We start from the raw sequence: 25779 nt of genomic DNA, 5'->3' as shown, positions 1-25779 counted from the left end.
CCGGGACGGCTTTTTCCGTCATCGTTAAAAAGCAGCCAAAAAGAATGTCGATACCGCAGATTTTGAACAGCATTGCCGCAAAAGGTCCGGTCTTTGAGGCCGGTCACGTCTGGCTCGCGGGCGCAGGGCCGGGCGACGTGCGTTATCTGACGCTGGAAGTGGCGTTGGCGCTTTCTGAGGCCGATGTCATCGTTCGCGATGCTCTGGTCAGCGACGATGTTGTTGCCCTTGGTCCGCAGGCTGAAATCGTCTTTGCCGGCAAGCGCGGCGGCAAGCCTTCCGCGACGCAGGATGACATTACCGCCTCGCTGATCGATTTCGCCCGCCAAGGCAAAAAGGTGCTGCGGCTAAAGGGCGGTGACCCCTTCATCTTCGGGCGCGGGGGTGAAGAGGCGGAGGCGCTTGTCTGCGCCGGTATTCCGTTCCGGATTTTACCGGGCATGACCTCGTCACTCGCTGCTCTTGCTTCAGCGCGAATTCCCGCCACCATGCGCGGCATCAGCCGCGCCGTGACCCTCGCCACTGGCCATGCGGCGGGCACGGAGGAGGATCTCGACTGGCTGGCGCTCGCGAAAACGCAGGAACCCATCGTCGTTTACATGGGGCTGAAGAATATCGGGTCGATTGCAACGCTGCTGATGCAGGGCGGACGTTCGGGCACGACGCCGGTTGCGGTTATCATGTCAGCGACCACTGAGCAGGAGCGCATTTTCATCGGTAAGCTGGAAAGCATAGCCGACGATGCAAAGCGGGAAAACTTCGAAGCGCCGGCTTTGATCGTGATCGGTGAGATTGTTTCGATGCGAAGCCGTCTCGGTGGGGTCGGTTCATGACGGCGCGGGCGATCATCATCGGCGCACCGCGCTCGGGGTCGGGCAAGACCAGCGTGACCATCGGTCTGCTCAGGGCCTTTGCCCGTCGAGGGATTAAGGTGCGCGGCATCAAGACGGGACCGGATTATATCGATCCCGGTTTCCACGCCTTCGCCACCGGCACGCCCGGCCTTAATCTGGATAGCTGGGCCATGCAGCCGGATTTGCTGCGGCATCTGTTTTCGCAGCAGACCGAGGCTGCGGAACTCGTTCTGATCGAAAGCGCCATGGGCCTGTTCGATGGCATTCCGGTGGCGGAAAACCGCACCGGTTCGGCGGCGGATCTGGCGCGGCTATTCGGCATTCCCGTGCTGCTGGTGCTGGATGTGTCGGGCCAGTCGCAGACGGCCGCCGCTGTTGCTCATGGTTTTGCCCATTACGACCCTGACGTCACCATGGCGGCAGTGGTGCTGAACCGGGCCGGCAGTGAAAGACACCGGACATTGTGTACGGAAGCCATCGAAAAAATTGGCCTACCCGTTGCCGGCTGTGTCCTGCGCGATCCCTCGCTTATCCTGCCAGAGCGGCATCTGGGGCTGGTGCAGGCCAGCGAACACCCGGAAATCGATGCGCATATAGAACGGCTGGCGGATGCGATGGAAAAATCCATCGATCTCGACGCCTTGCTTTCACTCGCGGCGCCCGTGCAGGTGCCTTCCGGTTCGGTGGACGCGGCGATTGCACCGCCCGGCCAGCGCATCGCGCTGGCGGAAGATGCCGCCTTCACCTTTCTTTATCCGCATCTCAGGAAGCATTGGCATGCGGCGGGGGCCGAAATCGTGCCGTTCTCGCCGCTGGCTGATGAGGCGCCGGACGAGAGCTGCGATGTCTGCTGGCTCCCGGGCGGGTATCCCGAACTTTTTGCCGGAAAGCTTGCGGATGCGGCCGGTTTCAAGGCGGGCATTGCCCGTTTTGCCGCGACAAGGCCTGTTCATGGCGAGTGCGGCGGTTACATGGTGCTTGGCGAGGCGCTGGAAGATGCCGATGGGGTGACCCATGCCATGACCGGGCTTCTGTCGCATGCCACCAGTTTTGCGACACGCAAGATGAACCTTGGTTACCGGCAGGCAACGATCACGGCAAGTGGTCCGCTCGGCTCGGCGGGAGATGTTCTGCGCGGCCATGAGTTTCACTATGCGCGGGTCATCAATCCCGGCCATGATGCAGCTTTTGCCGAGATCGCCGACGGTCAGGGCCGTCCGCTCGGGCCATCGGGCGGTAGAAGGGGTTTCGTGTCTGGCACTTTCTTCCATGCTATCGCGAGAGGCGGTTGAGTGTTCTGCATCATCGCCATTCCACGGGATGTGCGGCAAAGTGGAGCAAGCTGCGAAAGTTTGTAGGCTCTGGCCAGGGGAAAGTGCTATAGATCGCGTCAGGGAACATGGAAAAGCGGAAATAACTCCTGCGATCCATGTTCCGTGAAGTCTGGTCGGATTGAAAGCTGTTTCATATTTTCCGGCCAGAACCTGCTATCGCGCATTTTGTCTCGAGCGTGCCTACCGATGATAAAGCCCCGAATTTTTCTCTCTGCCGCTCTTGCCGCATCCATTCTGCTGGCTCCCTTCGGTGGGAACGGCACGTCCGCTCATGGCGGTGAAGATTATGCGACGCTGGAAAAGCTGGGCGCAGCGCTGTTCGACGATCCCAATCTTTCGATGAACCGCACCATGGCCTGTTCCACCTGCCATATGCAGGCGGCCGGTTTTTCCGATGCGCGGGAGAGCGAGAAGGTCGGGCGGGATGTATCTCTGGGTGACGACGGCATTTCGCTCGGCGACCGCAATGCGCCGACGGCGGCCTATGCGAGGTTCACGCCGCCTTTCGGCAAGAATGCGACGGGTGAGTATGTCGGCGGCCAGTTCTGGGATGGCCGGGCCTCGCTGCTGGAAGATCAGGCGGGCGGCCCGCCGCTTAATCCGCTTGAAATGGGCATGCCGGACAAGGCCTCTGTCGTAAAACGGCTCAGGGAAAACCCGGATTACGTTGCAGCCTTCGGCACGCAATTCGGCAATGATGTCTTTCAGAGCGATGAAACCGCCTATGCCGCGATGACCAAGGCGCTGGCGAGTTTCGAGCGTTCGGACGAATTCTCAACCTTCGATTCGAAATATGATCGCTTCCTGCGCGGCGAGGAAAAGCTGACGGATCAGGAAGAACTGGGCCGGGTTCTGATTTCCTCGACGCAGTTCACCAATTGCAATACCTGCCATGAAATCCGCGGCGCCAGGGGGCTGGAAGACGGCCTCTTCACCAACCACAAATATTTCAATATCGGCGTTCCCGCCAATACGGCTGTCAGGGCGGTGAATGGCTCGAAGCCCGGTGCGGTCGATCTGGGTTTGGCGCAAAATCCTGACGTGGGCGGCGATCCCGCCCAGCGCGGCAAGTTCAAGGTGCCGACCCTGCGTAACGTCGCCGTTACCGGTCCTTATATGCACAATGGCGTGTTCAGGGATCTGCGCACGGTGGTGCTGTTTTACGTGAAATATAAGAGCAAGAAGCCCAGCCGTCAGATCAATCCGGAAACCGGCAAGACATGGGATGCGCCTGAGGTGCCCGAGAATATCGCCATGACGGAGCTGACATCCGCGCCGGCGCTGGATGACAAGCGAGTGGATGCCGTCGTGGCTTTTCTGAAAACGCTGACCGACCGGCGGTATGAGCATCTTCTACCCAAGGAGGCTGGGCAGGTGGCGGTGCCGCCTGCCCAGCCGGTTCCTGTCAACGTTACGCCGAAAGCGCCTTGAATTCGGCGAGAACCGCGTCGCCCATTTCACCGGTGCCGACCTGACGGCAACCGTCGGCCATGATATCGGCGGTGCGGATGCCCTGGTCCAGCACGTTTGCGATTGCCGCTTCGAGCTTCGTCGCCTCGTCAACCATGTTGAACGAGTAGCGCAGGCACATGGCGAAGGAGGCGATCATGGCGATGGGGTTGGCGATGCCCTTGCCGGCAATGTCAGGTGCCGAACCGTGCACCGGCTCATACATGGCCTTGCGCTTGCCGGTCTTGGCATCAGGTGCGCCAAGCGAAGCGGAAGGCAGCATGCCGAGCGAACCGGTGAGCATGGCCGCAACGTCGGAAAGCATGTCGCCGAAGAGGTTGTCGGTCACGATCACGTCGAACTGCTTGGGCTTGCGCACCAGCTGCATGCCGCCGGCATCAGCCAGCATATGCTCCAGCTGCACGTCCTTGTATTTGGCGGCGTGGGTTTCGGTGACGACCTGGTTCCACAAAACGCCTGATTTCATGACGTTGCGCTTTTCCATCGAGCAGACGCGGTTATCGCGGGTGCGGGCCAGTTCGAAGGCGACGCTGGCGATGCGCTCGATCTCGAAAGTGTCGTAAATCTGCGTGTCGATACCGCGCTTCTGGCCGTTGCCGAGATCGATGATCTGCTTCGGTTCACCAAAATAGACACCGCCCGTCAGTTCGCGAACGATGAGGATATCCAAGCCTTCGACCAGCTCCGGCTTTAGCGAGGAAGCGGCGGCAAGTGCGGGATAGCAGATGGCAGGGCGCAGATTGGCGAAAAGTTCGAGGTCCTTGCGCAGGCGCAGCAAGCCGGCTTCCGGGCGATGTTCATAGGGAACGCCATCCCACTTCGGGCCGCCAACGGCGCCGAACAGGATCGCATCGGCGGCAAGCGCCTTTTCCATGTCCGCATCGGAAATCGCCACGCCGTGGGCGTCGTAAGCAGAGCCGCCGACGAGGCCTTCCGAAACGGTGAAGCCGGAATTTTGCGCGCTGTTCATATAATCGATCAGCTTGCGGACCTCAGTCATGGCTTCAGGGCCGATACCGTCACCGGGCAGCAGGAATAGCGAACGGACTGTCATGAGAACCCTCCTTGGGCGGCGCGCCGGAAAACATCACGAAGGGTTTTCGATGGCGGCGCGCGCGGCGTCAAACTCGTTTCCGTCCTTGCCAAGTCTATCACCAGCCGGACGGATCGAGGGCTTCTTATCTCCGCCTCAAGGGCTTTTCAAGCAAAGCAAAAGCCGATCCGGTACGGTTTGGTACGGGATCGGCTTTTTTTGAAGAGCGTAAATATGATCAGGCCCAGGGACGGACCGAGGCGTTGGCCTTTTCGAAAGTGTCGATGGCGCCGGAATGCTCCATGGTCAGGCCGATGTCATCGAGGCCGTTCAGCATGCAATGGCGCTTGAATTCATCAATCTCGAAGGTGATGGTGCCGCCATCGGGACCACTGATTTCCTGGCGTTCCAGATCGATGGACAGAACGGCATTCGATCCGCGCGAGGCGTCATCAAGCAGCTTTTCGAGGTTCTCGGGGCTGACGACAACAGGCAGGATGCCGTTCTTGAAACAGTTATTGTAAAAGATATCGGCAAAGCTGGTGGATATCACGCAGCGGATGCCGAAATCGAGAAGTGCCCATGGCGCATGTTCGCGCGAGGAGCCGCAGCCGAAATTGTCGCCAGCCACCAGAATCTGGGCGTTCTGGTACGCGGGCTTGTTCAGAACGAAATCCGGATTGGGCGAGCCATCCTCAAGGTAACGCGACTCGGCGAAGAGGCCCTTGCCAAGGCCCGTGCGTTTGATGGTCTTCAGATAGTCTTTCGGAATGATCATATCGGTGTCGATATTGACCACCGGCATGGGCGCGGCGACGCCCGTCAGCTTGGTGAATTTTTCCATCTGTCGCTTCCCGTGTTTCCCTTGAACAAATCCGGCGCGGGCAAAGCCTGCCGGATGTTCCCGTTCGGGAAATACTGCAAAACTTGGCGCTTTAGAAGCGCAAACCCGCGTTCTTCGGTACGCCTCGTGCAGCGTCCTCGCATTTTGACCCGATTAAAACGATCTCAGAGATCGATAATCGTGCCTTTGCCATCGTTCCAGACGCGCATATCGCGCTGGTGGCGAGGCTTGACGGGGATGGGGGCCGGCTTAAGGCGCGCGGAAAGCATACGGGCAGCGCTGAGAACGGCGAGCACGCCGATAAAAGCGACCGTGAGCGACGCCGTGAAAAGAGCAGCCATGGCCAGAATTGCTATGCCAGAGGCGGCGATGAAAAATGAACGGATGCCTTGCATGATTCAACCTTTCTTTCCAGACGAATGTGGGCCTTCTTCTTCCGGCTTGCAAGAGGATTCAGTGGATTGTCAGCTTGCAGATGTCACAAAAGCTTGACACAAGTGCGGCATGGTCAATTTTTCTGAAAATATTCTTGTGAGACCGCGCCGTTCGCTGCTGTCGGTTCCGGCCATAAATATCCGAGCACTCGAAAAAATCCGTGATCTCGATTGTGACGGCGTGATCCTCGATCTTGAGGATTCCGTCGCGCCCGACATGAAGGGCAAGGCGCGGGAAAATCTCGAAAAGCTGTTTTTAGACGCACCCTTTGCCGGGCGCGAGGCGATTATCCGCATCAACCCGCTCTCCACTCCGGATGGAAAGGCGGATTTGCAGCTCGTGCTTTCCTGCCGACCGCAGGCGGTTCTTCTGCCGAAGGTGGAGCAGCCCGCCGATATTCATGAAGTGGCCGACCTTCTGGCGGAGGCGGACGCGCCGCAGGCAATGAAAATCTGGGCTATGATCGAAACGCCGCTCGGTGTTCTCAACGCTGCGTCGATCGCCGATGCCGCCCACACGCCGGATGCCCGGCTTACCGCTTTCGTCATCGGCCTCAACGATCTGCGCAAGGAAACACGTGTTCCTGCCTTGCCCGGTCGCGCCTATCTTGTGCCATGGATGATGCAGGTGGTGCTGGCCGCCCGGGCCTATGGCCTCGATGTCATTGACAGCGTCTCCAATGATTTTCGCGATATCGCGGCTTTTCAGGTCGAATGCGAACAGGGACGCGCGATGGGCTTTGACGGTAAGATGCTGATCCATCCGGCCCAGATCGAACCGGCCAACCGGCATTTCGGCCCGGATGAGGCGTCGGTTGCGGAAGCCCGCGAGATTATTGCCGCTTTCGCAAAACCGGAATCTGTGGAATTGAACGTCATCAACATGAACGGGCGGATGATTGAGCGGCTGCATGTGGTTGAGGCCGAACGGCTGGTCGCCATGGCCGATATCATCGCCCAAAGAAAGGCAGAAAAGACGTGAAGGTCTATCGTTTCATAACCGGCCCCGATGACTCAAAATTCTGTCACCGGGTCACAGAGGCGCTGAACAAGGGATGGGAACTTGCCGGCTCACCGAGCTATGCCTTCAACGCCGCAAGCGGCGTCATGCATTGCGGCCAGGCCGTGACCAAGGTGGTCGAGGGCAAGGAATATCATCCGGATATGAAGCTCGGCGAACAATAAGACGCGCCGCGGCGGGGCTATCGCTCCGCAGCGGCCTCGTCGGCGCTTTCCTCGATCCGCTCCATGTCATCATCCGACAGGCCGAAATGATGGCCGATTTCATGGATGAGGACATGGGTGATGATGTCGCCAAGCGTTTCCTCATTCTCGGCCCAATAGTCGAGAATGGGGCGGCGATAGAGCGTGATGCGATTCACCATCTCGCCCGTTTCCATGGTGAAACGTTCGGAGATGCCACGACCCTCGAATAGTCCGAGAAGATCGAAGGGCGTTTCGAGCGCCATGTCCTCGAAGACTTCGTCGGTCGGAAAATCCGCGATCTCGATGATGAGATCCTTCGTCAGTGCGCGGAATTCTTCTGGCAGGTGGCCATATGCCTCGATCGCAAGCGACTCGAAGGCGGAAATTGTCGGCGCATGGCGGTCCCGCCAATCGTCGGTCTGGTCTATGCGGGCCATTTCTGCTCCTTGTTGGTAGGCCCATATAAACACTTGCTGCGCAAATTTCGAGACCTGACTGCTTCACCCGCCGAAAAAGCATGAAATTCTTGGCGTTACAGTTACTTTTCAAGCCGTCGTCATCTTGACATAAACCGGCGGCTCGCGTAATCGGCACCCAAATTGATGGCGTAGTGCGCCTTCCGTTTATTCCGTCCTTAAAAAGGCGGCTTCACCGGCAGACATTCAAAGGGACAGCCTGTCCCGACGGGTTTCTACCAAATTCCGACTGATAAAAAGACGGCCAGCTTGCTTTGGCGGGCAGAGCCGGAACGAACATGAAAGGATAACAAATGTTCGCAGTCATCAAGACCGGCGGTAAGCAGTACCGCGTAGCAGCCGACGCCGTGCTGACCATCGAAAAGCTGGAAGCAGAGGCAGGCGCAACTGTAGAATTCACCGAAGTTCTCGTTGTTGGCGAAGGCGCCGACGCCAAGTTCGGTGCACCCTTTGTCAAGGGCGCCATCGTCAAGGCTGAAGTTGTCGAGCACAATCGCGGCAAGAAGGTCATCGCCTTCAAGAAGCGTCGTCGTCAGAACTCCAAGCGTTCGCGCGGCCATCGTCAGCATCACACTGTCGTCCGCATCACGGACATCGTTGCTGCCTGATCGGCGCGACACGGGAAACAAGGTTTAAAGGAGAACTCCAATGGCACACAAAAAAGCTGGCGGTTCCTCGCGTAACGGTCGCGATTCCGAATCCAAGCGCCTTGGCGTGAAGAAGTTCGGCGGCGAAGCCGTCATTCCAGGCAACATTATTCTGCGCCAGCGCGGCACGCAGTGGCATCCGGGCGCCAACGTCGGCATCGGCAAGGACCACACGATTTTTGCGCTGACCGCAGGCAATGTAAACTTCCGCACGAAGGCCAACGGCCGCGTGTTCGTATCCGTGGCTCCGAAAGCGGAAGCCGCAGAATAAGCCGGTAAGCGTCATATGCAGCCGGTGTCCCATCGACCCGGCTGAGACGTATCAGGTTCAGTCAAGAAAACAGGGGAGATGGGGCACCACCCAACTCCCCTTTTTCTTTAACCTCATGGAGGGACTGAACCATGCAAGCTGAATTGTTAAGGGATGACCAATCACGGTCACCCGAGGAACGGCCGAGGCCCGATCGGTCGAGGAGCGATTGCCCCGTTTTACTGTCGCAGAGGCTGGTTTTACGCAAGCCTCACGAAGAAGACATCGACGCCCTTGCCCATCTTGCCAACAATGCCAATATCGCGACCATGGTGTCGCGTATGCCGCACCCTTACACGGCCAAAGACGCCGCGGATTTTGTGCGACGCTCCAAAGCTGGCGAGATTGGCAAGTGCGTCTATGCGATTACCCGCATGGACAATGGCGAGTTTCTGGGCTGCTGCGCGCTGGAACCCCAGGAAGATGAAAAGACGCTGGAAATCGGTTACTGGCTGGGGGAACCCTACTGGAACCGGGGTTACATGACGGAAGCAGCGCATGCGCTGATCGACATGGCCTTCCGCACGCGTGAAATCGACCAGATCGATGCCCGTTGCCGGGTCACCAACATCGCTTCGCGCCGCGTCATCCAGAAGTGCGGTTTCCAGTTCCAGGGGTCCGGCATGGTCGGCTCGCTGGCGCTCGGTGGCATGGTGCCGGTCGAATGGTACAGGCTGGACCGCAAGACCTGGGTTTCGCTGAAGAGCTGGGGGGACATGGGATGAGTGCGCTCGAACTGACCCGCCGCCGGGCCACCACCGCCGCAGCGCCGCCCGGCCCCTGCCCCGTCATCGAGACGCGGCGTCTGGTGTTGCGGCCGCAGCGGCTTTCCGATGCTGGCAGCATTGCGGAATCGCTTGGCGATTTCGCCGTGACGAAGATGCTGGCCCGCGTTCCTGCGCCCTACCATAAGCAGGATGCGCTGGAATGGTTGGTGCTGCGTACCTCCGGCACGCTGCCCGACTGGGATTTCGCCATCACCAGTGGCGACGATACCCTGATCGGTGTGGTCTCGGTGGAGTTGCGGCACGGCGAGTGGCATCTCGGCTACTGGCTCAACCGTTTCTACTGGGGCAAGGGTTACATGACCGAGGCGGTGGCCGCCGTGGTCGAGCGGTTTTTCCGCCGTATGCCGGGGGTGATCCTTCATTCCGGCGTGTTTGCGGATAATCCCGCTTCGCTGCGTGTCCAGGAAAAACTCGGCTTCCGGGTGACCGGCTGCCACCAGATCTACGCCACGGCACGCGCCGCCATGGTGGCGCATATCGATACGATGATCACGGCTGAGGATTTCATCCGGCCGCACCGCTGACACTTAAGGAGCATCGGGTTTTCCGAAAACCGCTATACACTTTTCGGCCCGATGCTTTGAACAAGACCGGTTTGCCCCAAACCGGCCTTGTCTCACGCAGGGGCTTCCCGCACGATAGTCTTTGACCTCGTGACGAAGCGCTTGTATTCGAAACGACGATATTTTTGTTTGACGCAACGCCATGATTGTTGCGTCCGCAAACCGATAGAACGGCAGTCCGATGAAATTTCTCGATGAAGCAAAAGTCTATATCAAGTCCGGTGATGGTGGTGCTGGCGCCGTTTCCTTCCGGCGTGAAAAATTCATCGAGTTCGGCGGCCCTGACGGTGGTGACGGCGGACGCGGTGGCGACGTCTGGGTCGAAGTGGTCAATGGTCTCAACACGCTGATCGACTTTCGCTTCCAGCAGCATTTCAAGGCCTCGATTGGACAGCACGGCATGGGCAAGACCCGCACCGGCGCCAAGGGTTCGGACGTGGTGCTGAAAGTCCCTGTTGGCACCCAGATTTTCGAAGAAGACAATGAAACGCTGATCATGGACCTCACCAAGGAGGGCCAGCGTTTTCGTCTTGCCGCCGGTGGCAATGGCGGTTTCGGCAATGCTTACTTCAAGTCCTCCACCAATCAGGCGCCTACCCATGCCAATCCGGGTCTGGCTGGTGAAGAAAAGACGATCTGGCTGCGGCTTAAGCTGATTGCCGATGCTGGTCTGGTCGGTCTGCCAAATGCGGGTAAATCCACATTTCTTGCGACGGTTACGCGCGCGCGTCCGAAGATCGCCAATTATCCCTTCACCACCCTTCATCCGAACCTCGGCGTGGCGACCATCGATGGTCGTGAATTCGTACTGGCTGATATTCCGGGCTTGATCGAAGGTGCGCATGAGGGCGTCGGCATCGGTGACCGGTTCCTCGGCCATGTGGAGCGTACCCGTGTGCTTCTGCACCTCGTCTCCGCACAGGAAGAAAAGGTCGGCAAGGCCTATAAGACTGTCAAGGCCGAGCTGGATGCTTATGGTGGTGGCCTGACCGACAAGCCGGAAATCGTGGCGCTGTCGCAGATCGACGTGCTTGATGAGAAAGAACTGAAGAAAAAGGCCAAGGAACTGGAAAAGGCCTGCGGTCGTCCGCCGCTTCTTCTGTCGGCTGCCGCGCATATCGGCATGACGGAAGCGCTGCGCGCCCTTCGCGATATCATCGTTTCGGCAAGCAATGGCGGCGATACCGCCCTTCCAGACCGGTCGATGCCGCATGAGAGCGAGGTCGAGGAAGAGGACGACCGCCTATGAGCCTGACGCGCAAGCCGCTGGGCAGCCACCACCGGATCGTCATCAAGATCGGGTCGGCGCTTCTGGTGGACCGTAAAACCGGCCTCAAGAAAGACTGGCTGGATGCCATCTGCGAGGATATCGCTGCGCTGAAGAAAAACGGCGCGGATGTTCAGGTCGTGTCTTCGGGCGCCATCGCGCTTGGCCGCACCGTGCTCGACCTGCCCTCCGGTGCGTTGAAGCTGGAAGAGAGCCAGGCGGCGGCGGCCGTCGGCCAGATCGCGTTGGCGCGGGCATGGTCGGAAAGCCTGTCGCGGCATGAGATCGTCGCTGGCCAGATTCTGCTGACGCTCTCCGATACCGAAGAGCGTCGCCGTTATCTCAATGCGCGCGCCACCATCAATCAGTTGCTGAAGATCGGCGCCATCCCGATCATCAATGAAAACGATACCGTGGCAACCACCGAAATCCGTTATGGCGACAATGACCGTCTGGCCGCACGCGTGGCGACCATGACGGGTGCTGATCTGCTGGTGCTGCTGTCGGACATTGACGGACTTTACACGGCTCCGCCGCATCTCGATCCCGATGCGAAATTCCTGGAGACGATCGCCGATATTACGCCTGAAATCGAGGCCATGGCAGGCGGTGCGGCATCCGAGCTTTCACGTGGCGGCATGCGCACCAAGATCGATGCAGGCAAGATCGCAACCGCTGCCGGTTGCGGCATGATCATCGCTTCCGGCAAGACGCTCAATCCGCTGAAGGCGATCGAAAACGGCGCTCGTTCCTCGTGGTTTGCTCCTTCTGGCACGCCGGTGACGGCGCGCAAGACCTGGATTGCCGGGCAATTGCAGCCGGCCGGCGAAATCCATGTGGATGCCGGCGCGGAAAAAGCCCTTTATGCCGGCAAGAGCCTGCTTCCCGCGGGCGTACGGGTGGTGAAGGGCAATTTCGGCCGCGGCGATGCAATCGCCATTATCGGTGTCGAAGGCCGGGAGGTCGCGCGCGGTCTTGCGGGTTATGACGCGGATGAGGCGCGTCTTATCATCGGCCACAAGTCCAATGAGATCGAGGCTATTCTCGGTTATGTCGGGCGGGCGGCGATGATCCATCGCGACGACCTTGTGATGACCGGCGCCGCCGTCAAAATTAAGAGTGCAAAAAAGGATGAGGTCCATGCCTGAACAGGCCGTGAAGCAGAGCCATGATATTGACGCGCTGATGATGACCATCGGCGCTCAGGCAAAAGCTGCTTCGCGACCGTTGTCCATTGCAGGGACGGACCAGAAAAACCGTGCGCTTCTTGCCATGGCATCCGCCATCGAGGCGTCGAGGGATGTGATCCTTGCCGCCAATAAGAAAGATCTGGCGGCTGCGGACACTGCCGGGCTTGCCGCTTCCTTCGTGGACAGGCTTACCCTCAACGAGGTGCGGATTGCCGGTATTGCCGAAGGCATCCGCTCCGTTGCTGCGCTGGCCGATCCGGTTGGCGAGGTCATCGCTGCCTGGGATCGTCCCAATGGGCTGAAGATCGAGCGCGTGCGTACGCCGCTCGGCGTCATCGGTGTTATCTACGAAAGCCGCCCGAATGTGACGGCGGATGCCGGTGCGCTCTGCCTGAAGGCCGGTAATGCCGTCATCCTGCGCGGCGGATCGGATTCGCAACATTCATCGCGTGCTATCCATGCCTGCCTTGTGGAAGGTTTGAAGATTGCCGGTCTGCCCGAACATGCCATCCAGCTGGTGCCGGTGACGGACCGCGCCGCCGTTGGCGCGCTTTTGGGTGGACTGAACGGCACCGTTGACGTGATTGTGCCGCGTGGCGGCAAAAGCCTGGTTGCCCGGGTGCAGTCGGAAGCGCGGGTGCCGGTCTTTGCGCATCTGGAAGGCATTTGCCACATCTATGTCGATGCATCGGCCGATCTCGATATGGCGAAACGCATCGTCGTCAACGCCAAGATGCGCCGCACCGGCATTTGCGGCGCGGCCGAAACCCTGCTGGTGGATGCCGCTGCTGTTTCCACACATCTGGCGCCACTCGTGAATGACTTGATCGCAGCCGGTTGCGAGGTGCGTGGTTCGCAGGCGGTTCGTCATGTGGTTGAGGGCCTGAAGGCCGCGACGGAAGAGGACTGGCGCACCGAATATCTCGATGCGATCATTTCGGTTACTGTCGTGGATGGCATTTCCGGTGCGATCGACCATATCGGCACCTATTCCTCCAACCATACCGAAGCGGTGATCGCTGAGGACCCTCAAGTGGTCGAACGCTTCTTCAATGAGCTCGATTCGGCCATTCTGCTGCATAATGCTTCGACGCAATTTGCCGATGGCGGCGAATTCGGCATGGGTGCGGAAATCGGCATCGCCACCGGCAAGATGCATGCGCGCGGCCCCGTTGGCGTCGAGCAGCTTACTTCGTTCAAATACCGTGTGCATGGCACCGGCCAGACACGGACCTGATATTTGCCGACTGAGAAGCGCCTTGACCGACGTTATCTCACCATGCCGCATGCGGAGCGCGGCATGGTCGTCGGGCTGTTCGGCGGCTCTTTTAATCCGCCGCATGCCGGCCACGCGCTTGTTGCCGAGATTGCGCTGCGCAGGCTCGGTCTCGACCAGCTCTGGTGGATGGTCACGCCGGGCAATCCGCTGAAAAGCCGTTCCGAACTGGCGTCCCTTGAAGACCGTATCGCCGCCTGCGAAAAACTCGTGAGCGATCCGCGCATCAAGGTGACGGCTTTCGAAAAATCGCTGGGCATCAGCTATACGGCCAATACGCTTGCCAAGGTGAAGGCGAAAAATCCGCATGTTCGCTTCATCTGGATCATGGGCGCCGACAATCTGAAAAGCTTTCATCGCTGGCAGAAGTGGCGCACGATTGCCGAAACCTTTCCGATTGCCGTGATCGACCGTCCCGGCTCCACCCTGTCTTACCTCTCCTCCACCATGGCGCAGGCTTTCAGCCAGGCGCGGATAGACGAGGATGATGCGGGGGTTTTGTGGAAAAAACGGGCTCCCGCCTGGGTCTTCATCCATGGTCCGCGTTCGACGCTCAGTTCCACGGCGCTGCGCAATAATCACAAATGATGTATGCGGCGGTCGTTGAAGGCTCCATATCTTGAAAAGTTAATGCTTTGATGCCACCTTTATTGTGTGACGCAGAGAATCGCGTCGCGCAGTATCTGTTTTGTCATTCTTGGAAAGGGAAAACCTCTGACAACAGTACACAGCAAGGGAAAAGCATTTGTTGCTATCCCGAAGGGCCAGGACAGTGGCGACGATGCCGCCGATCATGCCCTCGAAACCGTCCTCGCAAGCCTCGAGGACTCCAAGGCTGAAGATATCGTATCTCTCAACATTGCCGGAAAATCGGCGCTTGCGGACTACATGGTCGTAGTCTCCGGGCGATCGAACAGGCATGTTTCGGCGATTTGCGAGCATCTTCTCAAGGATATGAAGGATGAGGGGTTCGGCAACGCCCGCGTCGAAGGTCTGGAGACCGGGGACTGGGTGCTGATCGACGCCGGCGATGTCATCGTTCATGTGTTCCGTCCGGAAATCCGCGCCTTCTACAACATTGAAAAAATGTGGGCGACGCCGGAAATGTCGGAAGAAACGCTGCATTGATGCGGTGAGCCTTTGATCGAGTGCATCGTGTTTGCCGAAGGTCATCTTTGCCTTCGGCACGATGTCTCTGGCCGGAAATCGAACCGGCCGCATAGGAATCCGCATTCTATGCTGTTAAGAGCGTGACCCTGTTTGTCACGACAGTCACAGGTTTGCGATGCGGATTTCGATTTTTGCGGTGGGACGGCTTAAAACCGGCCCTGAAAAGGATCTTGCGACCCGTTATATCGAACGTCTCGCGAAGACCGGCCCGGCAATCGGGCTGGAGTTTTCGCGGGTGATCGAGGTTGCGGAAAGCCGGGCGTCGAATGCGGAGACGCGCAAGCGCGAAGAAGCGGCGATGCTCGAAAAACATCTGGCCGACGGTTCAGTGCTGGTGCTTCTCGACGAGCGCGGCAAGGCGCTGGATAGTCCGGCTTTTGCCACGTTTTTTGGCGACCTGCGCGATAGCGGCAAGCGCGAACTCATCATTGCCATTGGCGGGGCTGACGGTCTCGACCCCGCGCTTTACGACAGGGCGGCGGCCGTTCTCAATCTGGGAAAGCTCACCTGGCCGCACCAGATCGTTCGTATTCTGATCGCCGAACAGCTTTACCGCGCCGTCACAATCCTTTCCGGTCACCCGTATCATCGGGTTTGAGCGGGTTTTGGTGTAAAAATCGTCTCAATTTTAACATGAAGCTCCGCGACACGAAAAGGCGCAGATGGCTTTGCCGTTGCCCTCTTTCAAGCCTCTTGGAAGATCGCAGCAAAATCCCTAATATCGGCGCTTCTGCTTCGGCATCAAAGAAAGTTCAAATGGACAAGAGGTCTCAACGAAAACAGCGCGCTGCCCTTGCGGGCGCGGTTATTGCTGCTTTCGTCATGGGGGCCGGTCCAGCCTATTCGCGGGACGATGCGGGCGCGGCTCCGGCCGAGAACGGCGATTCATCGCCGGACGCGTTGCAGACGCTGGAGAAGCGCCGTGATCAGAACCGGCAGGATCTGGAGGAACTGGTCGACAGTATCGGCCTTTCGGAAGACAAGACCCGCAATCTTGAGGAAAGCATTGCTTCCCTCAATCAGGACAGCGCCCGCATCCGGGAAGAGCTGATCGCGTCTGCTGCGCGGCGCAAGGCACTGGAAACCAAGATCAGCGACGGTGAGGATCGCCTCGCCAAGCTGTCCGTTCGCGAAGACGGTGTCAAAGCGTCGTTACGTGAAAGGCGGGGTGTGCTGGCGGAAGTTCTGGCCGCATTGCAGCGCATGGGCAGAAATCCGCCACCTGCCCTTCTCGTTTCGCCGGAGGATGCACTTGCTTCCGTGCGTAGTGCTATTCTTCTTGGTGCGGTCGTTCCGGGCATTCGTGGTGAAACCGACAAGCTGATTTCCGCTCTCAAAGAATTGACCGATCTCAGGCAGGCAATCGCTCGCGAAAAGGACGATCTTACGGGTATGATGACGGCAAGTCTGGAAGAGGAAAAACGCCTCGACCTGTTGATTGCCGAAAACGACCGTAAGAATACCCAGACGGCGTCGGAGCTTGAGGCTGAACGCAAACGATCCGAGGAACTGGCGAGCAAAGCGACCAGTCTTGAAGGTCTGGTCAGTTCGCTTGAAGGCGAGATTACGTCGGTGCGGGAAGCCATGGAAAAGGCGCGGGCGGAAGAGCAGCGCGTGGCCCGTCTTTCGGAAGCGGAACGTGAAAAGGAACGCGCTGCGGCAGCGGCTGGAATGCCTGATAAAAACCGCATTGCGCCCGCATATCCCTTCGCGAGTTTGAAGGGAAAACTGGAGGTTCCGGTTGCGGGCGAGGTGCTCAGGCGCTTTGGTGATGCTGACGGTACTGGCCATTTTTCCAAGGGAATTGTCGTTGCGAGCGGACCCGAGGCCATCGTGACGGCGCCTGCAGACGGCTTTGTGGTGTTTGCCGGAGATTTTCGCAGTTACGGCCGGATGATCATCCTCAACACGGGTGATGGATATCATGTGGTGATGACGGGCATGGACAATGTGAGGACACGGCAGGGAATGTTCGTGTTCTCCGGAGAGCCCATCGCCTCCATGGGTGCAAAAAGAGTAGCGAGTGCAGCAGCATTGGCGCTGGAAACCGACAGGCCAACGCTTTACATTGAGTTCAGGAAAGATGGTGTGCCGGTTGATTCCCAACCTTGGTGGACCGCAAAAAATACCGGAAGGGCGCACAATGATTCGTAAGGTTTCGCTTCTCCTTATCGGTGGGCTTATGGGCGCCACGGCGATGAGCGTGATTTATTCGGCGAGCATGCCGGCACAGGCGGCCGGGCCTTCGACCTACAAGGAGTTGTCGATATTCGGCGACGTGTTCGAGCGCGTGCGCGCGCAATATGTGACGCCGCCGGATGACGAGAAGCTGGTGGAAAATGCCATTAATGGCATGCTCAGCTCGCTCGATCCGCATTCCAGCTTCATGAATGCCAAGGATGCCACCGACATGCGCACCCAGACCAAGGGTGAGTTCGGCGGTCTCGGCATCGAAGTGACCATGGAAAACGAACTGGTCAAAGTCATCTCGCCGATGGATGATACGCCGGCTTCCCGCGCGGGTATTCTTGCTGGCGACTTCATTTCGGAAATTGACGGTACACCGGTTCGCGGCCTCAAGCTGGAGCAGGCTGTTGAAAAGATGCGTGGTGCGGTCAAGACGCCGATCAAGCTGACGGTCATCCGCCAGGGCGCGGACAAGCCGCTTGAAATCACCGTTGTACGTGATGTGATTGCCGTTCGTGCGGTGAAGTCTCGCGTCGAGGGCGACAATGTCGGTTATCTGCGTGTCATCTCCTTTACCGAAAAGACCTATGACGATCTCGAAAAGGCGATCAAGAAGATCAAGGCGGATGTGCCTGCTGACAAGCTGAAGGGTTACGTGCTAGACCTGCGCCTTAATCCGGGCGGTCTGCTCGATCAGGCGATCAATGTCTCCGATGCTTTCCTTGAGCGTGGCGAAGTCGTTTCGACCCGCGGCCGTAACCCGGATGAGACCCGCCGCTTCAACGCGACGGCCGGCGATCTGACCGATGGCAAGCCGGTGATCGTGCTCGTCAATGGCGGCTCGGCTTCGGCTTCTGAAATCGTTGCCGGCGCGTTGCAGGATCTGCGCCGTGCGACCGTGGTCGGCACGCGCTCCTTCGGCAAGGGGTCGGTTCAGACGATCATTCCGCTCGGCGAGGCGGGTGCGCTGCGCCTGACCACGGCGCTTTATTACACGCCGTCGGGCAAATCCATCCAGGGTACGGGCATCGAGCCTGACATCAAGGTGGAGCAGCCATTGCCGCCGGAACTGCAAGGCAAGGTGACCACCGAAGGTGAATCCGGTCTTTCCGGCCACATCAAGGGCCAGAGTGAAACCGACGAAGGTTCGGGTTCCTCCGCCTATGTTCCGCCGGAAGCCAAGGACGATATCCAGCTTAACTATGCGCTGGATCTGCTGCGCGGTGGCAAAACTGATCCGTCTTTCCCGCCGAACCCGGACAAGGCTGTGGTCAACAAGCAGTAAGATAGATGCGCCGGCCAGCCGGCGCATTTTTTCGATTGCTTAAAGCGGGTCGCGATTTCCAGATTGGCTGCTTTTGCTTTAAGTCCCTGTTTTTCCGCATGTCGTTATCGCAAACCACCGCGTAGTTTTGTGTGACATGCTTCGACCGTTTGGACGGACCGTTCATTGCCTTCGGACCTGCGAAAACCGCTTCTGGGTCGTCAGAAAAAAAGCGTCGGTATCAACCGGCGCTTTTCCGTCATTATGGTTTTGTCCGTGCTTGCGGTTTTCTCTATCGGCGGGCTCTCCGTCTATACGGCGCTTTCGCCAGGCAATCTGCAGAAGACGGCCCCCGGGCCGGATGTTCAACCGCAGCCGCCCCACAGCACGCCTGAAACGGCGGTTGCCGATGGGGCCGGTTCTGCTGAGACGGCCGGCCTGAAACCGGAAGGCGGCCGGTCTGGCGCCAATATCAACCGGGAAACCATGCCGGACGGCAATGTCGTATCGGTCTATTCTCCGAGACCCCGCGATGGCAATGGGCCGGTGTTGATGAGTGGCCAGACCTATGGTCAGGACCCGCGCATGGCCACTCGTCCCAATGAGGAGTTGCTGGAAGAGTCCGCATTCGGACGGCTGCCGGTCGTTGGCGCCGATGGCCTGCGGCCGATGGAGCAATATGCAAGGCCCTGGTCGGGTGCCCGTGGCACTCGGGTGGCAATCGTCGTCGGCGGTCTTGGCCTTAGCCAGACGGGTTCGCAAAAGGCCATTCGCGATCTGCCACCGGAGGTGACGCTTGGTTTTGCCGCAAGCGGCAACAGCCTGCAGCGCTGGATGCAGGAAGGGCGCCGAGAGGGCCATGAAATCCTTCTGCAGATACCGCTGGAGCCTTTCGGTTATCCTGGCACCAATCCCGGACCGGACACGCTGCTGGCCGGCGATCCTGCGAAGGTCAACATCGACCGGCTGCATCGCTCCATGGCAAAAATCACCAATTACACCGGCATCATGAACTATCTTGGTGGGCGTTTCCTTGCTGAACAGGCGGCGCTGGAGCCGGTGATGCGCGATATCGGCAAGCGCGGGCTGCTGTTTCTGGATGATGCTTCATCGGCACAGTCGTTGAGCGGCGGGATTGCCAAGGCGATCTCCGCGCCGCAGGGTTTTGCCGATGTTCTGCTTGATGGCGAAGTGACTGAAAGCGCCATCCTGCGTAAGCTGGATGAGCTGGAGCGAATTGCACGCCGCAACGGCCAGGCGATCGGTGTGGCTTCGGCTTTCGACGAAAGCATCGCCGCCATCTCCAAATGGTCGCGGGAAGCGGGCGGGCGCGGTATCGAGATCGTTGGCGTTTCTGCGCTTGTTTCGCAGCAGGCGGGGCAGTAAACCTTCTGCGCGGCCATTTCATGCGCTTTTGCGGCGCTCAGCAATGCGGGTTTCCTATGACAATCAAAGCAGAAGATTTGCCTTACCGCCCCTGCGCGGGAATAATGGTTCTCAACGCCGAAGGCCTTGTCTGGGCCGGCCGGCGCATCAGTGAAGGCAATTCCGAATATGACGGCTCACCGCAATTGTGGCAGATGCCGCAGGGCGGCATCGACGATGGTGAGCGGCCCTTGACGGCCGCCATTCGTGAACTTTACGAAGAAACCGGAATGAAGACGGTGACTCTGCTTGCGGAAGCGAGTGACTGGATCAACTACGATCTGCCGCCCGAACTGATCGGCATCGGTTTAAGGGGCAAATATCGTGGGCAGGCGCAGCGCTGGTTCGCTTTCCGTTTCGAAGGCGACGAAAGTGAAATCCAGATTGACCCGCCGCCGACGGGCCATACGGCAGAATTTGATGCCTGGGGCTGGAAGCCGATGGAAAGCCTTCCGGAATTGATCGTGCCGTTCAAGCGCGGGGTCTACGAGCAGGTGGTGGCAGAGTTCCGGCACCTCTCCGGCAAATAAATAAAAAGGCGGCCAATGGCCGCCTTTTCCTTGTCCAATGTCGAAAGCTTATTCTGCTTCGTTGGCGGAATCGGCGTTGAGCTGACCATATTTTTCCACGCCGATCTTGCCGAGCAGATCGAGCTGGGTTTCGAGGAAGTCGATATGGCCTTCTTCGTCGATCAGCAGGGCTTCAAACAGCTTCATGGAGACGTAGTCTCCGGCCTCGGAACAGATGTCACGCGACTTCTTGTAAGAGGTCCGTGCGTCGTATTCGCCCGCCAGGTCTGCTTCCAGTACTTCCTTGACGTTCTGGCCGATGCGCAGCGGAGCCAGTGTCTGAAGGTTGGGATGGCCTTCGAGGAAGATGATACGATCGATGATCTTGTCGGCGTGCTGCATCTCTTCGATGGATTCAGCGCGCTCCTTCTTTGCGAGCTTGGTGTAGCCCCAGTCGTTCAGCAGCCGGTAATGAAGCCAATATTGGTTCACCGCACCGAGTTCGAGAAAAAGGGCCTCGTTAAGCCGCTCGATGACTTTTTTGTCGCCTTTCAATGTCCGCTCTCCTGTTCTCTTCATGGAATCGCTTCAGGCGGGACATAAAATCAAAAACATCGGCCTCAGTCGAGTGGCGACGGGCGTGATATTCTTCGGTGGTCTTGATGATCAGGTCGACAACGGTCGGGAAACAGCCGCAGCAGCGACCACGTTTTTCCATGGCGTGATACACTTTCGCCGGAACGATCAGCTGCCAACAGTCCTCGTCGAGGAGTTCGTTGATAACGTCCCGGATATCGTGATCAGTGATGTAATTGCAGCTGCAAACCAGCATGATGGACTGCCTGTATGACGCAACACGTTGTTTTCGTTCTTAAACCAAAACAGGACACCAAATGTCAAGAAAAACCTCTTTTTTGAATCGGCGTGGAATTTCTAGACTCATTCTAAACTATACAAAAACTATCGTATTTTCATTGGTTTAGCGTGTGATACTTTCCAGTGTTTCGTGCTCAAGTTTTTGTGCTTGGCAATATTACCGGAGTAATCATCACGAAAAGTTTACTGATTTAGCTGTCGCCTAAGTGAAGAGCAGCCGATCTCAGGCGAAATATTGCCCGCCATTGGCCGTCATGGTGGAACCGGTGATGAAGCCCGCCTCGTCGGAAACGAGAAACAGGACGCAACGGGCAATTTCTTCCGGTTCGCCCAGCCGCCCGACCGGAATCTGCGGGACGATCCGTTCGGCAAGTACTTTTTCCGGTATCGCTCTCACCATCTCGGTGCCGATATAGCCGGGGCAGATGGCGTTGACGGTGATGTTGCGGCTGGCGCCTTCCTGGGCGAGCGCCTTGGTGAAGCCGATATCGCCTGCTTTGGAGGCGGAATAGTTGGCTTGCCCCGCCTGGCCCTTCTGGCCATTGATGGAGGAAATGTTGACGATGCGGCCAAAGCCGCGATCTCGCATGCCCGGCCAGACCGGATGCGTCATGTTGAAGACGCCGGTGAGATTGGTGTCGATCACCTCGCGCCATTGCTGCGGCGACATCTTGTGAAACATCGCATCGCGGGTGATGCCGGCGTTGTTGACAAGAACCTCGACGGGACCGAAGGTCTCTTCCACCTTTGCAATGCCGTCGACGCAGGCGTCGTAATCTCGAACGTCCCACTGAAAAGCAGGGATGCCGGTTTCTTTCTGGAATGCTTCCGCCCTGTCGGTCGTGAAGGCATAGTTGACGGCCACGCGATAGCCGGCCGCCTGCAGGGTGCGGGCGATTGCAGCACCTATGCCGCTCGTCCCGCCGGAAATCAAAGCAACCCGGCTCATATCGGCCTCCATGACCTGTCAACGAAGCGTCTCAATATGCGAGCGCTCCCAACTATTGCAGAACTCGTTCGTCGTGCTCAACGGCCATAGAAATGCGGCCAATGGGAGGCTGCTTCTACCCTATTGTGCACTGAACCGGAATTGCTTTTTGGCAAGTCGTGCGGCGGTTTTCAGAGCGCTTCGATGCACATGGCGACACCCATGCCGCCGCCGATGCAGAGCGTTGCGAGACCCTTCGACACGTTACGGCGGCGCATTTCGAAAATCAGCGTATTCAGGACGCGTGCACCGGAAGCGCCGATCGGATGGCCGATGGCAATCGCCCCGCCATTGACGTTGACGATATCGGGATCGAGGCCCAGTTCGCGCACGACCGCGCAGGATTGGGCTGCAAAGGCTTCGTTGGCTTCCACAAGGCCAATATCGCTGATCGACCAGCCGGCCTTGGCCAGCGCCTTGCGGGAGGCGGGGATGGGGCCGGTGCCCATGATCTGCGGATCGACGCCTGCCGTCGCCCAGGAGGCGATACGGGCGAGCGGCCTAATGCCACGCTTTCCTGCTTCCTGTTCCGACATCAAAAGCGTGGCGGCGGCGCCATCGTTCAGACCGGAGGCGTTGCCGGCCGTGACCGTCCCTTCCTTGTCGAAGGCGGGGCGCAGCTTGGCCATGGTTTCCAGCGAAGCCCCGGCGCGGATATGCTCATCTGTATCAATGACGATATCGGCCTTACGGCCCTTCACCGTGAAAGCCACGATCTCGTCTGCAAAACGGCCGGCGCTTTGCGCGGCTTCGGCCTTGTTTTGCGATGCGACGGCGAATTGGTCCTGCTCGTCGCGGGAAAGTTGCCATTGGCGGGCAATGTTTTCAGCAGTGATGCCCATGTGGTAGCCGTAAAAGGCGTCGGTGAGGCCATCTTTCAGCATGGTGTCGATCATCTTGAAATCGCCCATCTTCACACCGCCGCGTAAATGAGCGCAGTGAGGCGCCATGGACATGGATTCCTGCCCGCCTGCAATGACGATGGCTGCATCGCCGGTCACGATCTGCTGCATGCCCAGCGCCACGGCGCGCAGGCCGGATCCGCAGAGCTGATTGATGCCGAAGGCGGTCGCTTCCTGCGGTATGCCGGCTTTCATGGCCGCCTGCCGCGCGGGGTTCTGCCCTTCGCCCGCCGTCAGCACCTGACCGAGAATGACTTCATCGATTTCATTTGCCGCAACACCCGCGCGTTCCAGCACGGCATTGATGACGGTTGCCCCCAGCTCGTGGGCAGGCGTGTTGGCGAAGTGGCCATTGAAGGAACCGACGGCGGTGCGCGCGGCGCTGGCAATCACGATTGAAGGCAGGGTCATCTCTATTCTCCTCACATGCGGGCGGAGACTGGCAAAGCTTTCAATACAAGTCAAATGCCGAAAGTTGCTTTAAAAGATGTTGCTAAATCACTCGGGAATCTTGCGGAAAATTGCTGCGCAAAAAACAAACTGTTGCGATGCACAAAACATTTGTCAGAGGGCTTGTTTTGCGCATACACTTTGCGACGGGAAGAGCAAGAACACCAAAAAACAAGAAAATACCATCATCGCGAGGAGGCGGGCATGGCGAAACACGACGGCGAAACAATCATTAAAAAATACGCCAACCGGCGGCTCTATAATACCGGCACCAGCACTTATGTGACGCTCGACGATCTGGCGCAGATGGTCAAGCGCGGCGAGGACTTCAAGGTTCAGGACGCCAAGTCGTCCGAAGACATCACCCATGCGGTTCTGACGCAGATCATCGTCGAACAGGAAGCCAAAACCGGTAATACGTTGCTGCCGACGGCGTTTCTGCGGCAGTTGATCTCCTATTACGGCGACCAGATGCAGATGGTCGTGCCGACATTTCTCGAACATTCGATGAAGACATTCTCGGATCAGCAGAGTCAGATGCAGGAACATATGTCCAAGGCGTTTGGCGACGGTTCGCTTGCCCGCAATTTTCAGGCACCGCTGCAAATGATGGAAGAGCAGATCCGCCGCAACACGGAACTGTTCCGACAGGCGATGCAGGGTTTTACGCCTTTCGCAATGCCGCAGGCGCCGAAGGAAACCCGCAAGCCGAATGCGTCCGAAATCGATGAGCTGAAGGCGCAGCTGCGCGCATTGCAGCAAAAACTGGATCAGCTCTGATTCTGCGTCATTCTGGCCGATGCTGGACTTGACCACCGCATCGGCTGCTGCTTCTGGCTTTCAGCCTGCCGTTCTTTCCGGCACGCGCAACAGGAGCAGGAAACCTGCCCCCAGAAATAAGATGAGTGTGGCCATGCCTATATGGGCGGAGCCGCTTATAGTGGTTGCTATGGAAAACGACAGCGTTGCCATGAAACTCGTGGCGCGCCCGGAAAGCGCGTAAATGCCGAAGTAACGGCCCGCTTCTGCCACGGTGATATTGCGGGCGAGATAAGAGCGCGACGAGGCCTGAACGGGGCCGAAGGCGAGGCCGATCAACACGCCATACAGCAGATAGGCTTTTTCCGCGCCTGTCGCGAAGATGCCGCCATTATCCGCTGTCGATAATTGTATCCAGCCAAACAGGGTCGAGCCCTTTTCCGTGGAGACGATGCCGAGCGTGGCGAGCAGTAGCAACACCAGACTGACAAGGATAGTGATGCGCGATCCGAGTTTCTGATCGACCCGCCCGGCCACAAAACAACCCGCGATGGCGACGATGTTGAGGAGAATGCCGAAGAGGCCGATTTCCATTGTCGCCCAGCCGAACATGCCGGCGGCGAAGGCCCCGCCCAGTATGAGAACGCCATTGACGCCATCCTGATAGAGCATCCGTGCAATCAGGAACCGCAACAGCGCAGGGCGGTAACGAAGCTCGCGGAGCGTGATCTTCAGCTCCCCAAGCCCCGAGCGGATCGCTGCTGCGAAGGGCAGGCCCTTGTCGGCGTCCGGGGTCAACAGAAACATCGGCAGAATGAAGATGAGGTACCAGAGGGCGGCGAGGGGGCCGGTTATTCTGGCGTCCTCACCGGTTGCGGGATCGAGGCCGAAAAGCGGCTTGATACCGGCGATGGTCACCCCGGTTTGTGGATTGGCGGCCAGAAGCGTCACCACGGCAATCAGCATCACCATGCCGCCGAGATAACCCAGCCCCCAGGCGAGATTGGAAATGCGCCCGACATTTTGCGGGTTGGTCAGTCGCGGCATCATGGAGTCGTTGAAGACAATCGAAAATTCCGCCGCGATGGAGGCAAGGATCATACAGATGATCGGCAGGACAAGCGGTGAGCCCGGCGCTGCAAACCAGAGGAAAAACAGGCTGGCGATCTTGATGACGGCAAAAAAGGCGATCCACGGCTTGCGTGCGCCGGACTGGTCGGCGATGGAGCCAAGGATGGGGGAGAAGAGGGCGATGATGATCGAAGAGACCGTCGCCATATTGCTCCATGTCGCCTGCGCCGAAATCGGATCATCGGTGAGACGGGCGACGAAATAAGGCCCGAAAACGAAAGTGGTGACGACGGTGAAAAAAGGCTGTGCCGCCCAGTCGAACATGACCCAGCCCCAGATGCCGCGTTTGGCAACCACTGTTTCCGCGTTTTGGGAGGGGACAGTCATTCATCGTCCTATCGGATAATCGGGAGGATAGAGTGCGGGATGCCGGTCATCCGCTTCGTTTGTCGCCATCCGGGTCGATAACCCGGATGGCGTTTTTAA

30 protein-coding genes are annotated in these 25779 nt (G+C 58.5%); 21 read left to right on the top strand and 9 right to left on the bottom strand.

Translation table 11 applies throughout. The features are described from left to right. The first annotated feature begins 44 nt into the window (after nucleotides 1-44). From cobA to CFBP6623_RS13415, 3 genes are all read left to right on the top strand, one after another. Entirely contained in the window at nucleotides 45-833 is a 789-nt protein-coding gene (gene cobA / locus CFBP6623_RS13425; protein WP_046799666.1) for a uroporphyrinogen-III C-methyltransferase, read from the top strand. Beyond that, the gene (locus tag CFBP6623_RS13420) at nucleotides 830-2146 is read left to right on the top strand and encodes a cobyrinate a,c-diamide synthase (RefSeq protein WP_046799665.1); all 1317 of its coding nucleotides are present in this window, start codon (nucleotides 830-832) and stop codon (nucleotides 2144-2146) included. Before cobA ends, CFBP6623_RS13420 begins: the two co-directional genes overlap by 4 nt. 228 nt (nucleotides 2147-2374) lie before the next feature. Further along, nucleotides 2375-3619, top strand: coding sequence for a cytochrome-c peroxidase (locus CFBP6623_RS13415; RefSeq protein ID WP_046799664.1), 1245 nt, complete (start codon nucleotides 2375-2377; stop codon nucleotides 3617-3619). Here the strand turns inward: CFBP6623_RS13415 and leuB are convergent. The 3 genes from leuB to CFBP6623_RS13400 all read right to left on the bottom strand — a co-directional run bounded on the left by leuB (nucleotide 3600) and on the right by CFBP6623_RS13400 (nucleotide 5930). Beyond that, a complete protein-coding gene (gene leuB, locus CFBP6623_RS13410) occupies nucleotides 3600-4712 on the bottom strand; it encodes a 3-isopropylmalate dehydrogenase (RefSeq protein WP_046799663.1) in 1113 nt (370 codons plus the stop codon). The two genes, CFBP6623_RS13415 and leuB, sit on opposite strands and share 20 nt — an antisense overlap. 217 nt (nucleotides 4713-4929) lie before the next feature. Next, entirely contained in the window at nucleotides 4930-5535 is a 606-nt protein-coding gene (gene leuD / locus CFBP6623_RS13405; RefSeq protein WP_046799662.1) for a 3-isopropylmalate dehydratase small subunit, read from the bottom strand. Between the two features lie 164 nt (nucleotides 5536-5699). Then, nucleotides 5700-5930: a hypothetical protein gene (locus CFBP6623_RS13400; protein ID WP_046799661.1), complete on the bottom strand. Its 231-nt coding sequence runs from the start codon at nucleotides 5928-5930 to the stop codon at nucleotides 5700-5702. Here CFBP6623_RS13400 and CFBP6623_RS26830 point away from each other — a divergent pair. From CFBP6623_RS26830 to CFBP6623_RS13390, 3 genes are read left to right on the top strand one after another with little or no spacing between them, the layout of a single operon-like run. Further along, on the top strand, nucleotides 5875-6027 hold the full coding sequence (locus CFBP6623_RS26830; RefSeq protein WP_162249031.1) for a hypothetical protein: 153 nt from the start codon (nucleotides 5875-5877) through the stop codon (nucleotides 6025-6027). The genes CFBP6623_RS13400 and CFBP6623_RS26830 overlap by 56 nt on opposite strands. Nucleotides 6028-6039: 12 nt before the next feature. After that, complete coding sequence (locus CFBP6623_RS13395) at nucleotides 6040-6951, top strand: HpcH/HpaI aldolase/citrate lyase family protein (RefSeq protein WP_046799660.1); 912 nt, start codon at nucleotides 6040-6042, stop codon at nucleotides 6949-6951. After that, nucleotides 6948-7154, top strand: a complete 207-nt coding sequence (locus CFBP6623_RS13390; protein ID WP_003492695.1) for a DUF1737 domain-containing protein — start codon at nucleotides 6948-6950, stop codon at nucleotides 7152-7154. The genes CFBP6623_RS13395 and CFBP6623_RS13390 overlap by 4 nt, the downstream gene beginning before the upstream one ends. A gap of 17 nt (nucleotides 7155-7171) precedes the next feature. Here the strand turns inward: CFBP6623_RS13390 and CFBP6623_RS13385 are convergent, their stop codons facing one another. Next, nucleotides 7172-7612 carry a metallopeptidase family protein gene (locus tag CFBP6623_RS13385; RefSeq protein ID WP_046799659.1) on the bottom strand — a complete coding sequence of 147 codons (441 nt, stop codon included), beginning with the start codon at nucleotides 7610-7612 and terminating at the stop codon, nucleotides 7172-7174. Between the two features lie 332 nt (nucleotides 7613-7944). Here CFBP6623_RS13385 and rplU point away from each other — a divergent pair, with 332 nt between their 5' ends. The 14 genes from rplU to CFBP6623_RS13315 all read left to right on the top strand — a co-directional run bounded on the left by rplU (nucleotide 7945) and on the right by CFBP6623_RS13315 (nucleotide 20268). After that, the gene (rplU, locus tag CFBP6623_RS13380; protein ID WP_003492690.1) at nucleotides 7945-8259 is read left to right on the top strand and encodes a 50S ribosomal protein L21; all 315 of its coding nucleotides are present in this window, start codon (nucleotides 7945-7947) and stop codon (nucleotides 8257-8259) included. A gap of 40 nt (nucleotides 8260-8299) precedes the next feature. Beyond that, nucleotides 8300-8569, top strand: coding sequence for a 50S ribosomal protein L27 (gene rpmA / locus CFBP6623_RS13375; protein WP_003492686.1), 270 nt, complete (start codon nucleotides 8300-8302; stop codon nucleotides 8567-8569). Between the two features lie 131 nt (nucleotides 8570-8700). Further along, a complete protein-coding gene (locus CFBP6623_RS13370) occupies nucleotides 8701-9333 on the top strand; it encodes a GNAT family N-acetyltransferase (RefSeq protein WP_046799658.1) in 633 nt (210 codons plus the stop codon). Then, nucleotides 9330-9920: a GNAT family N-acetyltransferase gene (locus tag CFBP6623_RS13365; protein ID WP_046799657.1), complete on the top strand. Its 591-nt coding sequence runs from the start codon at nucleotides 9330-9332 to the stop codon at nucleotides 9918-9920. Before CFBP6623_RS13370 ends, CFBP6623_RS13365 begins: the two co-directional genes overlap by 4 nt. 220 nt (nucleotides 9921-10140) lie before the next feature. Continuing rightward, on the top strand, nucleotides 10141-11208 hold the full coding sequence (gene obgE / locus CFBP6623_RS13360) for a GTPase ObgE (RefSeq protein WP_006310970.1): 1068 nt from the start codon (nucleotides 10141-10143) through the stop codon (nucleotides 11206-11208). After that, on the top strand, nucleotides 11205-12374 hold the full coding sequence (gene proB / locus CFBP6623_RS13355; protein WP_046799656.1) for a glutamate 5-kinase: 1170 nt from the start codon (nucleotides 11205-11207) through the stop codon (nucleotides 12372-12374). Before obgE ends, proB begins: the two co-directional genes overlap by 4 nt. Then, nucleotides 12367-13653, top strand: coding sequence for a glutamate-5-semialdehyde dehydrogenase (locus CFBP6623_RS13350; RefSeq protein WP_046799655.1), 1287 nt, complete (start codon nucleotides 12367-12369; stop codon nucleotides 13651-13653). Before proB ends, CFBP6623_RS13350 begins: the two co-directional genes overlap by 8 nt. A gap of 3 nt (nucleotides 13654-13656) precedes the next feature. Next, nucleotides 13657-14280 (top strand): nicotinate-nucleotide adenylyltransferase, encoded by a 624-nt coding sequence (locus tag CFBP6623_RS13345; RefSeq protein ID WP_162249033.1) that lies wholly within the window; start codon nucleotides 13657-13659, stop codon nucleotides 14278-14280. 66 nt (nucleotides 14281-14346) lie between these two features. After that, nucleotides 14347-14820, top strand: a complete 474-nt coding sequence (gene rsfS, locus CFBP6623_RS13340; protein ID WP_225244891.1) for a ribosome silencing factor — start codon at nucleotides 14347-14349, stop codon at nucleotides 14818-14820. Between the two features lie 157 nt (nucleotides 14821-14977). Then, entirely contained in the window at nucleotides 14978-15460 is a 483-nt protein-coding gene (gene rlmH, locus CFBP6623_RS13335; protein WP_046799653.1) for a 23S rRNA (pseudouridine(1915)-N(3))-methyltransferase RlmH, read from the top strand. A gap of 158 nt (nucleotides 15461-15618) precedes the next feature. Next, nucleotides 15619-17016 (top strand): murein hydrolase activator EnvC family protein, encoded by a 1398-nt coding sequence (locus CFBP6623_RS13330; RefSeq protein WP_046799652.1) that lies wholly within the window; start codon nucleotides 15619-15621, stop codon nucleotides 17014-17016. Then, nucleotides 17006-18334 carry a S41 family peptidase gene (locus CFBP6623_RS13325; RefSeq protein ID WP_046799651.1) on the top strand — a complete coding sequence of 443 codons (1329 nt, stop codon included), beginning with the start codon at nucleotides 17006-17008 and terminating at the stop codon, nucleotides 18332-18334. The genes CFBP6623_RS13330 and CFBP6623_RS13325 overlap by 11 nt, the downstream gene beginning before the upstream one ends. A gap of 165 nt (nucleotides 18335-18499) precedes the next feature. Then, nucleotides 18500-19699, top strand: coding sequence for a divergent polysaccharide deacetylase family protein (locus tag CFBP6623_RS13320; protein WP_046799650.1), 1200 nt, complete (start codon nucleotides 18500-18502; stop codon nucleotides 19697-19699). A gap of 56 nt (nucleotides 19700-19755) precedes the next feature. Continuing rightward, complete coding sequence (locus CFBP6623_RS13315) at nucleotides 19756-20268, top strand: RNA pyrophosphohydrolase (RefSeq protein ID WP_080841823.1); 513 nt, start codon at nucleotides 19756-19758, stop codon at nucleotides 20266-20268. A gap of 48 nt (nucleotides 20269-20316) precedes the next feature. Here CFBP6623_RS13315 and bfr read toward each other — a convergent pair whose 3' ends face one another. The 4 genes from bfr to CFBP6623_RS13295 all read right to left on the bottom strand — a co-directional run bounded on the left by bfr (nucleotide 20317) and on the right by CFBP6623_RS13295 (nucleotide 23424). After that, complete coding sequence (gene bfr, locus CFBP6623_RS13310) at nucleotides 20317-20802, bottom strand: bacterioferritin (RefSeq protein ID WP_046799648.1); 486 nt, start codon at nucleotides 20800-20802, stop codon at nucleotides 20317-20319. Further along, complete coding sequence (locus tag CFBP6623_RS13305; protein ID WP_080600126.1) at nucleotides 20768-21079, bottom strand: (2Fe-2S)-binding protein; 312 nt, start codon at nucleotides 21077-21079, stop codon at nucleotides 20768-20770. Before CFBP6623_RS13305 ends, bfr begins: the two co-directional genes overlap by 35 nt. A 267-nt stretch (nucleotides 21080-21346) precedes the next feature. Beyond that, a complete protein-coding gene (phbB, locus tag CFBP6623_RS13300) occupies nucleotides 21347-22072 on the bottom strand; it encodes an acetoacetyl-CoA reductase (RefSeq protein WP_046799762.1) in 726 nt (241 codons plus the stop codon). Nucleotides 22073-22242: 170 nt separating this feature from the next. After that, nucleotides 22243-23424 (bottom strand): acetyl-CoA C-acetyltransferase, encoded by a 1182-nt coding sequence (locus CFBP6623_RS13295; RefSeq protein WP_046799646.1) that lies wholly within the window; start codon nucleotides 23422-23424, stop codon nucleotides 22243-22245. Nucleotides 23425-23667: 243 nt separating this feature from the next. Here CFBP6623_RS13295 and phaR point away from each other — a divergent pair, with 243 nt between their 5' ends. Further along, nucleotides 23668-24243: a polyhydroxyalkanoate synthesis repressor PhaR gene (gene phaR, locus CFBP6623_RS13290; protein WP_046799645.1), complete on the top strand. Its 576-nt coding sequence runs from the start codon at nucleotides 23668-23670 to the stop codon at nucleotides 24241-24243. Nucleotides 24244-24303: 60 nt separating this feature from the next. On the opposite strand, the gene CFBP6623_RS13285 is transcribed toward phaR, so the two are convergent. Further along, nucleotides 24304-25680, bottom strand: coding sequence for an MFS transporter (locus tag CFBP6623_RS13285; RefSeq protein WP_046799644.1), 1377 nt, complete (start codon nucleotides 25678-25680; stop codon nucleotides 24304-24306). Nucleotides 25681-25779: the final 99 nt, after the last annotated feature.

It is taken from the genome of Agrobacterium tumefaciens (assembly GCF_005221385.1).
Taxonomy (GTDB): domain Bacteria; phylum Pseudomonadota; class Alphaproteobacteria; order Rhizobiales; family Rhizobiaceae; genus Agrobacterium; species Agrobacterium tomkonis.
The sequence above is the reverse complement of the archived record's forward strand: the minus strand, read 5'-3'. Positions and strand labels throughout refer to the sequence as shown.

Coding starts and splice junctions, on each gene's coding strand:
- cobA (WP_046799666.1), top strand. CDS start 45: ATGTCGATACCGCAGATTTTGAACAGCATTGCCGCAAAAGGTCCGGTC.
- CFBP6623_RS13420 (WP_046799665.1), top strand. CDS start 830: ATGACGGCGCGGGCGATCATCATCGGCGCACCGCGCTCGGGGTCGGGC.
- CFBP6623_RS13415 (WP_046799664.1), top strand. CDS start 2,375: ATGATAAAGCCCCGAATTTTTCTCTCTGCCGCTCTTGCCGCATCCATT.
- leuB (WP_046799663.1), bottom strand. CDS start 4,712: ATGACAGTCCGTTCGCTATTCCTGCTGCCCGGTGACGGTATCGGCCCT.
- leuD (WP_046799662.1), bottom strand. CDS start 5,535: ATGGAAAAATTCACCAAGCTGACGGGCGTCGCCGCGCCCATGCCGGTG.
- CFBP6623_RS26830 (WP_162249031.1), top strand. CDS start 5,875: ATGGCCAGAATTGCTATGCCAGAGGCGGCGATGAAAAATGAACGGATG.
- CFBP6623_RS13400 (WP_046799661.1), bottom strand. CDS start 5,930: ATGCAAGGCATCCGTTCATTTTTCATCGCCGCCTCTGGCATAGCAATT.
- CFBP6623_RS13395 (WP_046799660.1), top strand. CDS start 6,040: ATGGTCAATTTTTCTGAAAATATTCTTGTGAGACCGCGCCGTTCGCTG.
- CFBP6623_RS13385 (WP_046799659.1), bottom strand. CDS start 7,612: ATGGCCCGCATAGACCAGACCGACGATTGGCGGGACCGCCATGCGCCG.
- rplU (WP_003492690.1), top strand. CDS start 7,945: ATGTTCGCAGTCATCAAGACCGGCGGTAAGCAGTACCGCGTAGCAGCC.
- rpmA (WP_003492686.1), top strand. CDS start 8,300: ATGGCACACAAAAAAGCTGGCGGTTCCTCGCGTAACGGTCGCGATTCC.
- CFBP6623_RS13370 (WP_046799658.1), top strand. CDS start 8,701: ATGCAAGCTGAATTGTTAAGGGATGACCAATCACGGTCACCCGAGGAA.
- CFBP6623_RS13365 (WP_046799657.1), top strand. CDS start 9,330: ATGAGTGCGCTCGAACTGACCCGCCGCCGGGCCACCACCGCCGCAGCG.
- obgE (WP_006310970.1), top strand. CDS start 10,141: ATGAAATTTCTCGATGAAGCAAAAGTCTATATCAAGTCCGGTGATGGT.
- proB (WP_046799656.1), top strand. CDS start 11,205: ATGAGCCTGACGCGCAAGCCGCTGGGCAGCCACCACCGGATCGTCATC.
- CFBP6623_RS13350 (WP_046799655.1), top strand. CDS start 12,367: ATGCCTGAACAGGCCGTGAAGCAGAGCCATGATATTGACGCGCTGATG.
- rlmH (WP_046799653.1), top strand. CDS start 14,978: ATGCGGATTTCGATTTTTGCGGTGGGACGGCTTAAAACCGGCCCTGAA.
- CFBP6623_RS13330 (WP_046799652.1), top strand. CDS start 15,619: ATGGACAAGAGGTCTCAACGAAAACAGCGCGCTGCCCTTGCGGGCGCG.
- CFBP6623_RS13325 (WP_046799651.1), top strand. CDS start 17,006: ATGATTCGTAAGGTTTCGCTTCTCCTTATCGGTGGGCTTATGGGCGCC.
- CFBP6623_RS13315 (WP_080841823.1), top strand. CDS start 19,756: ATGACAATCAAAGCAGAAGATTTGCCTTACCGCCCCTGCGCGGGAATA.
- CFBP6623_RS13305 (WP_080600126.1), bottom strand. CDS start 21,079: ATGCTGGTTTGCAGCTGCAATTACATCACTGATCACGATATCCGGGAC.
- phbB (WP_046799762.1), bottom strand. CDS start 22,072: ATGAGCCGGGTTGCTTTGATTTCCGGCGGGACGAGCGGCATAGGTGCT.
- CFBP6623_RS13295 (WP_046799646.1), bottom strand. CDS start 23,424: ATGACCCTGCCTTCAATCGTGATTGCCAGCGCCGCGCGCACCGCCGTC.
- phaR (WP_046799645.1), top strand. CDS start 23,668: ATGGCGAAACACGACGGCGAAACAATCATTAAAAAATACGCCAACCGG.
- CFBP6623_RS13285 (WP_046799644.1), bottom strand. CDS start 25,680: ATGACTGTCCCCTCCCAAAACGCGGAAACAGTGGTTGCCAAACGCGGC.